The 13,556-nt window shown below is 62.6% G+C and carries 11 protein-coding genes; 2 read left to right on the top strand and 9 right to left on the bottom strand.

Annotated features, from left to right (window positions below; genetic code table 11):
- Positions 1-174: 174 nt before the first annotated feature.
- Positions 175-519, bottom strand: coding sequence for a 4Fe-4S dicluster domain-containing protein (locus tag N008_RS00750; RefSeq protein ID WP_044013009.1), 345 nt, complete (start codon positions 517-519; stop codon positions 175-177).
- Between the two features lie 210 nt (positions 520-729).
- Here N008_RS00750 and N008_RS00755 point away from each other — a divergent pair, with 210 nt between their 5' ends.
- Both N008_RS00755 and N008_RS00760 read left to right on the top strand, forming a co-directional pair.
- A complete protein-coding gene (locus tag N008_RS00755) occupies positions 730-1,743 on the top strand; it encodes an acyl-CoA reductase (RefSeq protein WP_044013010.1) in 1,014 nt (337 codons plus the stop codon).
- Positions 1,744-1,884: 141 nt separating this feature from the next.
- Positions 1,885-2,190, top strand: coding sequence for a hypothetical protein (locus tag N008_RS00760; RefSeq protein WP_044013011.1), 306 nt, complete (start codon positions 1,885-1,887; stop codon positions 2,188-2,190).
- Positions 2,191-2,408: 218 nt separating this feature from the next.
- On the opposite strand, the gene N008_RS00765 is transcribed toward N008_RS00760, so the two are convergent.
- The 8 genes from N008_RS00765 to N008_RS00800 all read right to left on the bottom strand — a co-directional run bounded on the left by N008_RS00765 (position 2,409) and on the right by N008_RS00800 (position 13,546).
- Positions 2,409-3,281, bottom strand: a complete 873-nt coding sequence (locus N008_RS00765; RefSeq protein ID WP_044013013.1) for a nucleoside phosphorylase — start codon at positions 3,279-3,281, stop codon at positions 2,409-2,411.
- A 67-nt stretch (positions 3,282-3,348) separates the two neighbouring features.
- The gene (locus N008_RS00770; RefSeq protein WP_044013015.1) at positions 3,349-4,302 is read right to left on the bottom strand and encodes a rhodanese-related sulfurtransferase; all 954 of its coding nucleotides are present in this window, start codon (positions 4,300-4,302) and stop codon (positions 3,349-3,351) included.
- Between the two features lie 108 nt (positions 4,303-4,410).
- The gene (locus N008_RS00775) at positions 4,411-5,043 is read right to left on the bottom strand and encodes a NeuD/PglB/VioB family sugar acetyltransferase (RefSeq protein ID WP_044018134.1); all 633 of its coding nucleotides are present in this window, start codon (positions 5,041-5,043) and stop codon (positions 4,411-4,413) included.
- A 106-nt stretch (positions 5,044-5,149) separates the two neighbouring features.
- A complete protein-coding gene (locus tag N008_RS00780) occupies positions 5,150-6,415 on the bottom strand; it encodes a hypothetical protein (RefSeq protein ID WP_044013017.1) in 1,266 nt (421 codons plus the stop codon).
- Positions 6,412-7,716, bottom strand: a complete 1,305-nt coding sequence (locus tag N008_RS00785; protein WP_044018135.1) for a DUF2851 family protein — start codon at positions 7,714-7,716, stop codon at positions 6,412-6,414. The genes N008_RS00780 and N008_RS00785 overlap by 4 nt, the downstream gene beginning before the upstream one ends.
- A 144-nt stretch (positions 7,717-7,860) precedes the next feature.
- A complete protein-coding gene (locus tag N008_RS00790; protein ID WP_044013019.1) occupies positions 7,861-8,505 on the bottom strand; it encodes a LolA family protein in 645 nt (214 codons plus the stop codon).
- A gap of 121 nt (positions 8,506-8,626) precedes the next feature.
- On the bottom strand, positions 8,627-11,599 hold the full coding sequence (locus N008_RS22600; protein ID WP_081910528.1) for an FtsK/SpoIIIE family DNA translocase: 2,973 nt from the start codon (positions 11,597-11,599) through the stop codon (positions 8,627-8,629).
- A 228-nt stretch (positions 11,600-11,827) separates the two neighbouring features.
- Positions 11,828-13,546 (bottom strand): DUF6044 family protein, encoded by a 1,719-nt coding sequence (locus N008_RS00800; RefSeq protein WP_156108945.1) that lies wholly within the window; start codon positions 13,544-13,546, stop codon positions 11,828-11,830.
- Positions 13,547-13,556 lie beyond the last annotated feature (10 nt).

A 13,556-nucleotide genomic window follows, 5' to 3' on the forward strand; every position in this document is an offset into this window, starting at 1 on the left:
CGGATTAGCCGGATTAGTCGGATTTTGTAGTCGATTCACGTTCAGCTACACAACAAGAAAGGCTTGCCAATCGGCAAGCCTTTCTTGTTGTGTACTAAAGCGGAGTAAAGTTTACGGCAGTTTAGCGCCGTCCACAAAATCCGACTAATCCGACTAATCCGGAAAAATCCGTGATTAGCTGTGCAGCCACTCTTTTTTGGCGGTCAGCTTCTCCTGCGACTCGCGGTAGTCGGGGTCGTCTACGCAGCAGTCGACGGGGCATACGGCGGCGCACTGGGGCTCCTCGTGGAAGCCCACGCACTCGGTGCACTTGTCCGAGACGATGTAGTAGTACTCGTCGGAAATCGGGGTTTGCGGGGCCACGCCCGATACAGTCTGGCCGCCGTCAACGGTTACTTCCTTCAGCGTCGTGCCATCCGACCAGCGCCAAGCGGCGCCGCCTTCGTAGATGGCCGTATTGGGGCATTCCGGTTCGCAGGCACCACAGTTGATGCACTCGTCGGTTATCATGATGGCCATAGCCTTCGAATCAGTTAAGTGAGCAGTCTGAACTAGAATACGCAGAAACAAACCAAACGGCAGTTTCTGCGGCACGCAAAAGTAGAAACTAACTGGAAGCCGTGCGAGTTTTTTGCGGCTGACGGCTGCGAAATACCGAATTTGCAGCCCCAACCGCCAACTACCGGCGGCCTAACAAGGCCGCAGCGCGCCACTTTGTTTCCTTCCGCTATGCACCACCCCGACCGTCTTGCTGCTTTTGTGGCCCTGGGCCACTTCCTGCGTACCCTTTCTGCCGATGAGCTGGCCCACCTGGCGGCCCGGGCCCGCAACCAGAATGCCTGGTTCGACGCCCCCAACGTGACGGCCGCCATCCAGGGCATTGCCGCGCTGCTGGAAGAGAAGCCGCTCCGGCACTGGGCCGCCCGCTACCCGGCCGAGCCCGCCACGCCCCGGCAGGTGGGCGTGGTGATGGCCGGCAATATTCCGCTGGTGGGTTTCCACGACGCGCTGTGTGTGCTGCTCAGCGGCCACACGCTGCTGGCCAAGCTCAGCAAAGACGACACCGTGCTCATGACCTGGATCCTAACGGAGCTGCAGCGGCTGGAGCCGCGCTTCGCCGCGCAGATTGTGTTGGCCGAGCGCCTCAACGCCGCCGACGCCTACATTGCCACCGGCTCCGACAACACGGCCCGCTACTTTGATTTCTATTTTGGCAGGAAGCCGCACATCATCCGGCGCAACCGCACCAGCCTGGCCGTGCTTACGGGCCGCGAGGAGCCGCACGACCTGGGCCTGCTGGGCGAAGACATCTTCCGGTACTACGGCCTGGGCTGCCGCAACGTGAGCAAGCTCTACGTGCCGCAGGGCTACGATTTCACCCCGCTTCTGGACTCGTTGCAGCCCTGGCACCACGTGCCGGACCATCATAAATACCAAAATAATTACGACTACAACAAAAGCATTCTGCTCGTAAATCGGGTGCCTCACCTGGACACCGGCTTCCTGCTGCTCACCGAGAATGCGCCGCTGGTTTCGCCTATTTCGGTGCTGCATTACAGCTTCTATACCAACGAAATAGACCTGGTTGACCAGCTGACCGACGTGGCCGCCCAGACCCAGTGCATCGTCTCGGCCAGGGGGCATTGGGCGGGCAGCTTTCCGTTCGGGCGGGCCCAGTCGCCGGCCGTTACAGATTATGCCGATGGGGTAGACACTATGGCCTTTTTGGCAGAATTGGCGTAAAATTAGCTACTTGAGTTGACCAGGATGGCGGTAGCGGCAAGCAGGCCCGATAAGGCAGGGCCAGTTCATGGTCGCTTCATGCAGCCGCCATCTATTTCCGGTTCTCTTTGGTTTCACTTTGCCTGTTTAGCCCCTACTACCATGTCGCCCGACCTCCCTGTTGCCACTGCCGAAGTAATCGACAAAGACCTGATTCCCAGCCTGCATTTTGCGGCTGAAGATGTGCTGTCTGATCCGGCCGCCATCAAGCACCGCCGCCACGATGCCGAGCGCGCCACCAGCCTCGGCAACAACTACCAAGGCAAGCTGGATATCTACTTTCAAACGGCTGATGGCGCCGTGAAACGCGTGTATACCACCATTTGGGCCACTCACCAGGACTACCTGACCCTCAAATCCGGCATCACGCTGCCCATCCACGCCGTGCTGGGATTCGACTTCTATTAATCACGGATTTAAGCGGATTAGACGGATTAGTCGGATTTTGTGGACGATTGAAGTTCACTTAAAGCAAAAGAGGCTTGCCAACTGGCAAGCCTCTTTTGCTTAATGGACCAAGTGCCTGCATATAGCACCGTCCACGAAATCCGATTAATCCGGCTAATCCGCTTAAATCCGTGATCAACAGAATCCGATTAATCCGGCTAATCCGTTTAAATCCGTGATTACAATCTGTCCAGGGTTTTCTGGATCAAGTCGCCGATAACCTGCTCGGAGTTGGTGGCAAACTCGCCGGTGGCGCGGTTGGCCACAATGGCGTTCAGCGACACCACTTCGTGGCCCAGCAGGCGGCCCAAGGCGTAGTAGCCGGCCGTTTCCATCTCGAAGTTGGTGAGGCGGAACTCGCCTTCGGCGCTTTCGTGGCGGAAGTTCTGGAACTGCTCAATCAGGTTAGGAATGCGCAGATCGAGGCGCAGCACGCGGCCTTGCGGGCCGTAGAAGCCGGGGCAGGTGAGCGTATTGCCGACCACCATACCAGCGCCCAGCTGCTCGCGCAGCAGGTCGTTGCCGCGCACGCAGTACGGGCGGTAGTCGAGGCCCAGGGCCTGCTGCACGCCAGCGCCGACGGCCACTTCCAGCCCGGTTTCCACCAATGGGTAGAACTGCATCAGTGAGTCGAGGCCCACGGCGTGCTCCGAAACCAGGTGCGAGCCAATTGGAATATCGGCCTGCAGGGCGCCGCTGGTGCCCACACGCACAATGCGCAGCGCAATGCGCTCCTCCAGCGGCCGTGGTTCCCGGGTCACGAAGTCGATATTGACCAGCGCATCCAGCTCGTTGAGTAGGATGTCGATGTTGTCGGTGCCCATGCCGGTGCTGATGACGGCCAGCCGCTTGCCCTTGTAGTAGCCCACATGGGTTACAAACTCGCGCTTGCTGATGATGGTCTCAATCGAGTCGAAGTGCTGGCTGACCATCGGCACCCGCTCCGGGTCGCCCACCGTAATGATGGTGTCGGCAATGTGGTCGGGCTGCAGGTTGAGATGGTAGATGCTGCCGTCTTTATTGAAAATCAGCTCGGAATCGGGAATGGGCATGGGTGGGAGAGTTAGCGGGAGAAAGTTGTAAAAACCTAGACCATCATGCTCGGCATGATGGTCTAGGCTACTTAGCCGGAGCCCGATACGAAATCAGGCCCTGCTCGGGGCGGTAGTGGTTGCTGATTTTGGGGTAGGTGCCGGTGCCGTCGTAGGGGCGCTTGGCGGGGTGCTCCTGGCAGGCCACCGAGCAGGCGCCTTCCAGCTGCTGGCCGCAGGCTTCGCAGAGCGGCACGTGGGCGTTGCAGGTTGGGTTGGCGCAGTTCACCATCCGGTCGGAGGGCGTGTGGCAGTGGTGGCACTGGCTGATGACGGTGGGGTTGACGCTGTTCACGTCTACGGCCACCCGGCCATCGAACACGTAGCATTTACCGTCGAAATCCTCACCGCCAGCCTCCAGTCCGTACTTGATGATGCCGCCGTGCAGCTGGTACACATCCTCGAAGCCCTGCTCCAGCAGGAAGGCCGAAGCCTTTTCGCACTTGATGCCGCCGGTGCAGTAGGTCAGCACCTTCTTACCCTTGTACTGCTCCAGCTCGGCCACCTTGTCCGGGAACTCGCGGAAGTTCTCGATATCCAGCGTCACGGCGTTTTTGAAGCGGCCCAACTCGTGCTCGTAGTCGGAGCGCACGTCGAGTATCACCACGTCGTCCTGGTCCTTCAGGGCTTTGAACTCCTGGGGCGACAAGTGGATGCCGGTGCGCTCGTAGGGCTTGATGTGGGGCAAACCCACGTGCACGATTTCGGGCTTCACGCGCACGTGCAGCTTCTGGAACGTGTGAGCCGGCGCGTCTTCGATCTTGAATTCCAGAGCCGCAAAACGCGGGTCGGCCTTCACCTCCCGCATGTACTCGGCGCAGTCGGCTACGGTGCCCGACACGGTGCCGTTGAGGCCCTCAGGCGCCACAATGATGCGGCCCCGCAGGTTCAGGCGCAAACACAGCCGGTGGTGTTCTTCGCGGAACTGTTCCGGATCGGCAATCGGCGTGTAGCAGTAATAGAGCAGAACGTGGTAGTCCATTTTTCGAATTAGTAATTAAGAATTAGTAATTAAGAATTGTAAAAGTCTCCTGGTTATGCGTTGCACGTTGAACCAGCCAATTACTAATTCTCAATTACTAATCACTAATTAAACCTTGGCAGCAGGGTTGCCGAACACCGTCTGGTTGGCGGGCACGTCGGCCACTACCACCGAGCCGGCTCCTACGCGGGCCTTGTTGCCGATCTTGACGCCGGCCACGATGATGGCCCCGGCCCCGATGAAGGCCTGCTCCCCTACCACCACGTCGGCGTTGAGGATGGCGCCGGCCCCTAGTTGGGCGTAGTCGCCGAGGTCGGCGCGGGCATCGAGCACGGCGTTGGGCCCGATCAGGCAGCCGTTACCCACTTTGGCGGTGCCGGACACCACGGCGTTGGCTCCCACAAGGTTGCCGTGGCCCAGCCAGGCGTGCGGCGATACGCTGGCGCGCTGGTGAATGGCGTTGACCGGTACGGCCTGGTATTCGTCGTGGAGCATGCTGGTGAGGCTGCGGCGGCTGGCGGTGTCTTCAGTGGCCACGAAGACCTCGCACTTTTTGCCCAGCAGCTTCAGCAGCTCTTTGTCGTCGGTGTTGCCCATCACGGGCACGTCGAGGAGCTCGGTGTTTTGCAGCGCGGTATCGTCGTCGAGGAGGCAGTAGACCACCACCTCATTGGAGAGAAAAGCGTCGAGAGCGGTGATGCCCACCGTTTGGGCACCAAGTATGATTACAGGATTTTCCATGCGAAGCGAAATGCGGCCCAGGTAGGCCGGCAGAGTTCCAAACCGCAAATTTACGGATTCGTTCGCTGCCACGAAGCAGAGGCCGCTGGCTTTTCCAGGCGGGCCGCTACATTCCGAGGCGGCGCAGCCAACGCGCGGCGCCCTCGTGCTGCAGTGCCAGCCACAACAGATAGGGCAGCAGCGCCGCCCGGTAGCGGCTCAGAGTGCCCAGATTGGGGCTGCTGAGTCCCAGCAGCGCGGCCAGCAACACGCAATACAGCAGCAGCACCAGCACCAGCGCAAATGGCAGCCGGCCCGGCCTCCCCCGCAGGGTCTGCACCACTGACCACAGCAGCACCGCCAGCAGCGCCAGGTTTTCGAGCCCCGCCACCACGTAGAGCGCGCCGCCGCCTTCCCAGGGCCAGGGCCGCGCCAGCGCCGCCCCAATAGCCGCGGGCGTGTGCGCCAGCACACTTTCGCCGGTGGGCCGCAGATCAGGGTACTCGATGCGCGGCCGGCCGGCGGACTTGGCGTACAGCTCGCGGTAGTTGGTGAGCAGGCGGCTGGTGAAGCGGTTCATGGTGAATATGGGGCTCACCTGCCCCACCACAAACACACCACCGGCCAGCAGCAGCGCCAGCAGCAGCACCTGCCCCCAACGGCGGCGCAGCCCGCCCAGCCACTGCCCCGTCCGGATAGCGGCCAGCCCGGCCAGCGCCGCCAGCAGCAGCCCCGCGAAAAAGAACCGCGCCTCGAAGTGCAGCGCCGCCAGCGCCAGTAGCGCCAGCCACTGCCACGGGCGCAGCTTTTCACTGCCATACAGCCACTGCAGCACCAGCGCCACCACGGCGGCACCGCTGCCTATCAGCACGCTTTCCTTGGTGAGGCCCGCCGTCCAGAACAGCACGCTGGGCCATAGCAAAAAACCCACCAGCACGGCCCCGGTGGGCGTGTCCGGGAACAGCCGGCGCACGGTGCGGGCCAGCTCCCAGCCCGCCACAAAGCAGAACAGACTGGCGTACAGCCCCGAAAGCCACAGGCTGCCCACCGCCCCCAGGTTTAGCACCGACACGACCTTGTACATGAAGAACGTGTTGGAGAAGCCGTGGAAGACGACGTGCCAGTCGTGGAAATGAAACTCATTGCCTAAAGCCGTGTGCAGCCAGGCCGCCGGGCTTTCCCAGAGCTGCCGGCTGAGGGCGTTGCCGAAAAGCTGCATGTGGCGCGAGTCGGCGCTGGGGCGCCAACTGGCGGCCGCCCAAGCCAGCAGCTTCAAACCCAGCAGCGGCAGCAGCCAGCGGCCTAGCCCGGCCTCCGTCAGCCGGGGCCGCAGCCAGCGCCACAGCAGCAGCAGCAGACCCGCATTGAGCACAAGAGCCAGCAGCAGCTTCACGAAACAGCCGGGGTTCGTTGCAGAATCCGGCTGCCGATGGCGCAGTGAAGGCAGCGGCGCGGCGTGCAGTAGCCGCGGTGCAGCGCCAGCAGCCCCTGCGAGTCGGCGGCGCTGCGGTGGCCAAAGCCCTGGGTTGCGTAGGCGTCGGTAATGTGGTTATGCTCGGCGGGCAGCTCGCTTAGCAGGGCTACGGCGCTTTCCACCAGCTCCGGCTGGCCAACGTGGCGGGCGTAGGCTACCCGTAGCGGCACCACCACGTTGGTAATCAGCACCTGCACGCTACTCTTGCCCAGCGCCGGCACTTTGCCGGGCACGCCGGGCCGGAAGTGCTGCCGCCAGTAGTCGGTGGTCGGGGCCTGGAAGAACTGGGTGAGCGTGCGGACGTCGGCGGCCGTGAGCAGGGCGTCGAACAGCGCGGGGCGGGCATGCAGCACGGCAGCCAGCTGGGCCAGCCGCACCGGCGCGAAATTGGCCGGCCGCAGCCGCAGAAAGTTCCACTCGTGCGCCTCCAGCGCCGTGCCGTGCAGGCTATACTTGTGCTGCAGAAACGCAAACTCCTGCCGTAGCCCGGCCAGGTAAGCGTCGTGGCGGGTGGCGTCGGTTTCGGCCAGAAATCCGGCCTGCCCGAACAGCAGGGCCTCCAGCTGGCGCGCATCGTGGCGGTGGCGGCGCACGATACTCAGCGGCAAGGCCTTGGCCAGGCGGGCCAGCGGCTCACTGTTTTTCTGAAAGCCGAAAGCTGCCGCCAGCGCGTGGTAGGCGGTGGCCTCCCAGTCCTGCCCCAGCCGCTGGTGTAGGTCTTCCACCACGCTGGCTTTCTGCTCCACCCGCTCCAGCAATGCCCGTTCCACCATGCTCATGCGTGTTACGGCCGGAACCGTGTCTAACAGTGGAGCGCATGGCAGCGCATCGGTTGCTTCGGCCGTGGCTAGCAGCTTCTCATAGGTGGCCAGCAGCGTGGGCGCAATGCGCGGGGCCAGCGCCAGGGCAGGTACTTCGCTGCCGTCGAGGCGCAGCACGGCCTGGTCGGCTTCGTACACCACGTGCAGCACCACTTGGTCGTATTTGGGGTCGTGCTGGTGCTGGTGGCGGTGCCAGTCGGAGGCGCGCAGATGGATTTCCACCGCGCCGTTCCACTCCACTTCGCCCAGCTGCAGGCGGGCGTTCAGAAAGTCTGGGCCGGCGTCGGGGTTGCGCATGCCGGGGCGCAGCACGGTTATCGGCTGCCCATCGATGGTGCACAAATCGGTTTTATCGAAATACTGATGCTGCCAGACGTAGTGGAGGAAATCTTCTTGCATAGCGCCACCCATAAAGTACGGACGGGCAAGATACTGGGAAACCACACGCCTTGGGTAGCCTGCGCTGCACGGCGCAGTGTCTCCCCAAACGAAACCGGCCCGCCTCCTGTAAGGAAGCGGGCCGGTTTCGTTTGGCAAGGGCAATTAGCGCAGGTCAATAACCTTCACGCCTTTGTATTTCGACTTATCGAAGTTGAACGTGGTGGCATCCACGGGCACGTTCGGCGTGAACTTGTTGATTTTGAAGGTGTAGCGGTTGCCGTTCTTCTTGAACATCTGCCAGCTCTTCACCGACTTGTCCACCTTGCTCACCTTCAGGCGCACCTTGAACACGGGGTTGCTGCGGTCTTCCGGCGACAGCTCAATCACGTCCACGGCCTCGCCGTTTTCCTTGGCTTCCTGCACGTAGGAGTACTTGTAGCCTTTCTTGTAGAGCGTGTAAATCTGCGAAGGCGAGATTTCCTGCTCATCAGCCTCGAAGTCCGAGATGTTCACCTCGTTTTCCGACTTCATGTAGGTCCAGACCGTCTGGCCGTTATTAATGACCTCCTGGCCGCTGATTTTCAGGCGGAACTTCTGGCCGCTCACCAAGATGTCGCCGCTCAGGTTTTCCTTCACCTTGGTGGCGTCGTTTTCCAGCGTCTGGGTGAAGTTGGCCCGGAAGGCTTTCATAGCCTGATACTTGGCACTCATCTGGTCGAGAATCTTGCCGGCTTTGGGGTCCTGCTGCGCCGAAGCAGCCGACACGAGCGACACGGAAAGAGCAAGCAGGGCGAGGTATTTTTTCATTGCAAAAAGGTGGTGATTCGGTAGGTTGAGTACAGAGACGTGTAGCAGGCCAGTTTGTTTACTTCTAAACCAAAAGAAGTGGTAAAACCTCCCTGGCGTGGCTGGAAACAGCCGCTGGCGCTTACTTGGGCAGCGTATTCAACAACTGTTCCAAACTGTACTCGTCCGGAATTAATACTTCGCGGGCCTTGCTGCCCTCGAACGGCCCCACGATGCCGGCGTGCTCCAACTGGTCGATGAGGCGGCCGGCGCGGTTGTAGCCGAGCTTCAGGCGGCGCTGCAGCAGCGAGGTGCTGCCCTGCTGGTGCGTGACGATGACGCGGGCCGCTTCCTCGAACATGGCGTCGCGCTGCGAGGGGTCCATGTCTTCCATGTCGCCGCTGCCGCCGCCGCTTTCACCCACCACTTCGGGCAGCAGGTAGGCGTCGGGGTAGCCCTGCTGCTCGCCGATGTAGTCGCAGAGGCGGTCCACTTCGGGCGTGTCGATGAAGGCGCACTGTACCCGGATGATGTCGGAGCCCTGCGAAATCAGCATATCACCCTGGCCCACCAGCTGGTCGGCGCCACCGGCGTCGAGGATGGTGCGCGAGTCGATTTTGCTGGTCACCTTGAAGGAAATCCGGCAGGGAAAGTTGGCCTTGATGATGCCGGTAATGACGTTTACGGACGGACGCTGGGTGGCCACAATCAGGTGAATACCGATGGCGCGGGCCAGCTGCGCGAGGCGCGCAATCGGGGTTTCCACCTCTTTGCCGGCGGTCATCATCAGGTCGGCCAGCTCGTCAATCACCAGCACGATGAAGGGCATAAAGCGGTGGCCCTTTTTGGGGTTGAGGCGGCGCTCGATGAACTTGCGGTTGTACTCTTTGAGGTTGCGGCAGCCGGCGTCCTTGAGCAGGTCGTAGCGGCGGTCCATTTCCATGCACAACGAGTTGAGCGTGTTCACCACCTTCTTGGTGTCGGTGATGATGGCCTCGTCGGTGTCAGGCAGCTTGGCCAGGAAATGGCGCTCAATCTTGTTGAAAATGCTCAATTCCACCTTTTTGGGGTCGACGAGCACGAACTTGAGCTGAGCCGGGTGACGCTTGTAAAGCAGTGAAGCCAAAATCACGTTCAAGCCCACCGACTTACCCTGGCCGGTGGCCCCGGCCATCAGCAAGTGGGGCATCTTGGCCAGGTCCACCACAAACACCTCGTTGGTAATGGTGCGGCCGAAGGCAATCGGCAGGTCCATTTCGGTGTGGGCAAACTTCTCGGTGGCGAATACCGACCGGATGCTTACCATCTCCTTCTTGGTGTTTGGCACCTCAATACCGATGGTGCCCTTGCCCGGAATCGGGGCAATAATCCGGATACCGAGGGCGGCGAGGCTCAGGGCAATGTCGTCTTCGAGGCTCTTGATTTTAGAGATGCGCACCCCGGCGTCGGGCACGATTTCGTAGAGCGTCACCGTGGGGCCAATGGTGGCCTTGATGCTGGCGATGTTGATGCCGTAGTGGCCCAGCGTCTCCACGATGCGGTCCTTGTTGGCCTCCAGCTCTTCCTTGGTTACCTGCGCCTTGGCAACGCCGTAGTCGTTGAGCAGCTCCAGCGTGGGGTACTGGTAGCGCGAGAGGTCGAGCGTAGGGTCGTAGTTGACGGCGGGCATGGTGTCCATGTCCTCGTCGTCGTCGGCAATGCGGGCCATGTCGGCGCCGGCGGCGGGGTCCAGCTCACCGGGCTTCTCGGTAATCTGCAGGGCCGGCGCTTCGTTGTTGGTTGTCCGTTGCTCGTTGCTTGTGATGGGCAGCGGCGTGTCGTCGTCTACGAGGTCGGAGAGGGAAAGCGGCGTGGGCACCCGCGACGGGGCCACAGCCAGCGGCTCGGGGTCGGCGGGCGCTTCGATGGAGAAACTGGGGCCTTTTGGGGCAGCAGAAGTAGCACCTCCGGCAGCCATGGAAGCCGCGGCGTTGGCCGCGCTTACCGTGGCACCGGCCGCCGCTACGCTCATGGGCACGGCCGTGCCAGCCGCGGTGGCCAGGGTGGCGGCACCGGCGCCAACAACAGCAGCGGCGGCCGGCGCCACGCTGAACGCGGGCGAAGCCACCGGACCGGTCGTTACGGTCGGTGCGTCGGGCATGGTGTAAGGCTCGTCTTCCGGCTCGTCCTCGGTGAAGGCAGCAGCGGGGGCCACGGCCACGGGGCGCGTATCGCGCACCACAAAGCCCATATCCGGCTCTGGCTCATCTTCCTCGAAAGGTGCCGTGGCCGCCATGGCCGGGCGCGCCGGCTGCTCGGCGGCGGCAGGCTCCAGGTCCGGCTCCTCCCCTTCTGCCCCAAAGCGCGGCAGCGTCACGGACGTGACGTTGAAGAAAAACACCACGAAGGAAATCAGCAGGAAGGCCAGCAGCAGCACCGTGCCCCAGCCGATGAGGCTGTCGAGCCAGACGGCGGCTTCGTAGCCGATGCCGCCGCTCAGGAAGTCGAGGCGGTAGCCCAGGGTGGGGTCGGCGTCGGGGGCCTGCATGGTGAGCACCACGTAGCCCAGCAGCACGCTCAGCCAGCCCATAATAAACAGGCACAGCGCCAGCACGTAGCTCACCGACACGCCCGCGCGCCGGAACACAATCTTGTAGCCCAGGAAGAAGACAATCGGAATCAGGGCGAAGGCCGCCACACCGAAGCCCTTGTAAATCAGGAGCTGCGCCAGAAACGCGCCCACCAGCCCCAGCCAGTTGCCCGACTGCTGGCCGGCTTCCTTCACCGGCGTATGGTCGAGGCCTTCCACCACGCTCTGGTCGGCGTGGCCGGTGAACAGGAACGAGAAGAAGGCAAAGGTCAGGTAGAGCGAGGCCAGTAGGAAAAAGAAGCCCAAAAACAGCTGAAACCGCCGGTCGCGCAGGAAGCCAAACATGGCGCCCAGGTTCAACGACGGCAGCTTCAGGGGCTTACGCGGCGGCTTGGGGGCGGCTTTGGGTTCTGCCGAGGCCCGGCGGTTTTCGCGGGGCGCGGCCGGTTCGGGCGCGGCCGGGCGGGGCTGCGGGGCACGGGTTGGCCGGGGCTCATTGGCCCGGCTGGGAGGGGTTGCGTCTTGCTTGTAGGTATTTTTTGCCATTCTCACGCGCCAAAGGGCCAAATCTAGGCAATTGTTGGGGGATTCAGCGGATTCGTGGAGTGGTGGGTTGATGGAGTGATGAAGGCGAAAATCCAGAACGTCATTCCAAGCGGAGCGAGGAATCTCGCGAGCTGACGTTGTAGTCGTGGTTCAACATCAGCACGCGAGGTTCCTCGCTCCGCTCGGAATGACGTACCATTTCAACTACCCCACCAATCCACCAACCCATCACTCCACTTCATACAGCCAGATGCGCCAGTAAGCTCCGGGCTGGCCGAACTCGCCGGCCAGCCGCAGTCCGCTGCGGGCAGGCGTAGCCAGCCGGGCCGCCGACAGCACGTAGCGCCCGCCCAGCTGCCGGAAAGCAGCCGCATCGAAGGCGAAATCCTGCACTGTGCGCCGCTGAAACGCGCCCACCCGGAAATCCTTGCCCAGCTCGCTGGAAAACAGGTAGCAGCGGTTGCCCCAGGCATCGAAATAGCGGCGCAGGGTGTCGTTTTTAGCTAGCTCCCCGGCTATTATTGGGCGGAAGCGGTGCTTGTAGGGCAGCGGGTAGTTGTTCTGGTAGGAATCGAGGGTGTAGAAGTTGTTGAGCTGGGCCACGGCCGGCGGCAAACCCAGGCTGGCCACGCGGTACTGCGCCGGTTCTAGGCCAGTTTGCTGCCGGATGGCCTGCTGCACCTGCTCAAACAGCGCCGGAGCCACGTAGGCCGTGTAGTTGGGTTCGTGCGGATTGGGGCGGCCGGTCAGCTCGCGCAGGTTGTTGAGCCACTCCGGGTTCATGCCCAGCCCGATCAGCAGCTGCAGACCTACCACCACCGCCTGCCAGCGGCCACTCAGGTGGCGCAACGCCAACGCCAGCAGCCAGAACCACAGCAGCGGCGCCAGAAAATGCAGCCGCCCGAAGTTGAACACGCCCAGAATCGGCAGCCGATGCTGCCCCCAGGCCACCAACTGCGGATAGAACCCGCTAAACACGGCCAGCGCCGCCAGCGCCAGCAGCCAGCCGCCCAGCTGCCGCGCCCGCGCCGCCCGCTGCCCGGCCGGGGCCAACGCCACGGCGGCCGCCACGGCCAGCAGCACCGCCACTCGTAGAAACCGGCTGGCGTGGTACTGCCCGAACAGAAAAAACTGAACGGCGCCGCGCAACCCCGCTTTCAGACCCAGCGGCGTCAGCTGGGCCAGGTCAAACTCCACGCGGTGTGGCACAAACTGCCGGGCCACCAGCAGCGAATAGAACAGCGGCCACTCCACCACCAGATATACCGCCAGCAGCAGCACCAGGGCACCCAGAAAAGGCCAGTTGGGCTGGCGCTGCCGCCACCAGTCATGCAGCCACAGCACGCCCAGGGCCGCCAGCACAAACGGCCCCACAAACACGAACATCGTCCAGAACGGAAAGGCGGCAATCAGCAGCCAGTGCCACCAGCGCGCGGCGCCGCGCCGCACGGCCAGAAACGCCAGCAGCAACGCCGGCTGCCCCATCACCGACAGCCCATACATGGAGTAGAGCGGCAGCAGCGCCCAGGCCAGTGCCACGCCGGCTGCCACCCGCCGCTGCCGCCGCTCGGGCAGCAGTTCCTGCCGCAGCAGCGCATGTAAGGCGAGCAGCCCCAGCAGCCGCACCAGGGCCTGCTGCACCAAGTAGGCGGCCCACGGTGGCAACAGAGCAAACAGCCCTACTGTCACGCTCAGGCCCGGACGCAGGGCATTGCGGGGCAGCCCGTCCATTAGGGGCGGCACTACAGCCTGCGGGCGGTAGTCCAGCGCCACCCCTTGCTGCACAAGCAGATAGGGAATATTCAGCTCCGCATCCAGATTATCGTCGATGGTAACGTAACTGTGAGCCCGTAAAATGCCGTATGGAAGTACAAACAGCAGCAAGCCCAGCACCGCCAGCACCAGCGGCGGAAGCCGTAACGAATCAGAAGGATTTGAAGTAGGCACAAGAAAACGG

This window comes from Hymenobacter sp. APR13 (assembly GCF_000737515.1).
Taxonomy (GTDB): domain Bacteria; phylum Bacteroidota; class Bacteroidia; order Cytophagales; family Hymenobacteraceae; genus Hymenobacter.

What these genes read in the sequence shown, in the direction of transcription:
- N008_RS00750 (WP_044013009.1), bottom strand. Translation starts at nt 519, where the DNA reads ATGGCCATCATGATAACCGACGAGTGCATCAACTGTGGTGCCTGCGAA.
- N008_RS00755 (WP_044013010.1), top strand. Translation starts at nt 730, where the DNA reads ATGCACCACCCCGACCGTCTTGCTGCTTTTGTGGCCCTGGGCCACTTC.
- N008_RS00760 (WP_044013011.1), top strand. Translation starts at nt 1,885, where the DNA reads ATGTCGCCCGACCTCCCTGTTGCCACTGCCGAAGTAATCGACAAAGAC.
- N008_RS00765 (WP_044013013.1), bottom strand. Translation starts at nt 3,281, where the DNA reads ATGCCCATTCCCGATTCCGAGCTGATTTTCAATAAAGACGGCAGCATC.
- N008_RS00770 (WP_044013015.1), bottom strand. Translation starts at nt 4,302, where the DNA reads ATGGACTACCACGTTCTGCTCTATTACTGCTACACGCCGATTGCCGAT.
- N008_RS00775 (WP_044018134.1), bottom strand. Translation starts at nt 5,043, where the DNA reads ATGGAAAATCCTGTAATCATACTTGGTGCCCAAACGGTGGGCATCACC.
- N008_RS00785 (WP_044018135.1), bottom strand. Translation starts at nt 7,716, where the DNA reads ATGCAAGAAGATTTCCTCCACTACGTCTGGCAGCATCAGTATTTCGAT.
- N008_RS00790 (WP_044013019.1), bottom strand. Translation starts at nt 8,505, where the DNA reads ATGAAAAAATACCTCGCCCTGCTTGCTCTTTCCGTGTCGCTCGTGTCG.
- N008_RS22600 (WP_081910528.1), bottom strand. Translation starts at nt 11,599, where the DNA reads ATGGCAAAAAATACCTACAAGCAAGACGCAACCCCTCCCAGCCGGGCC.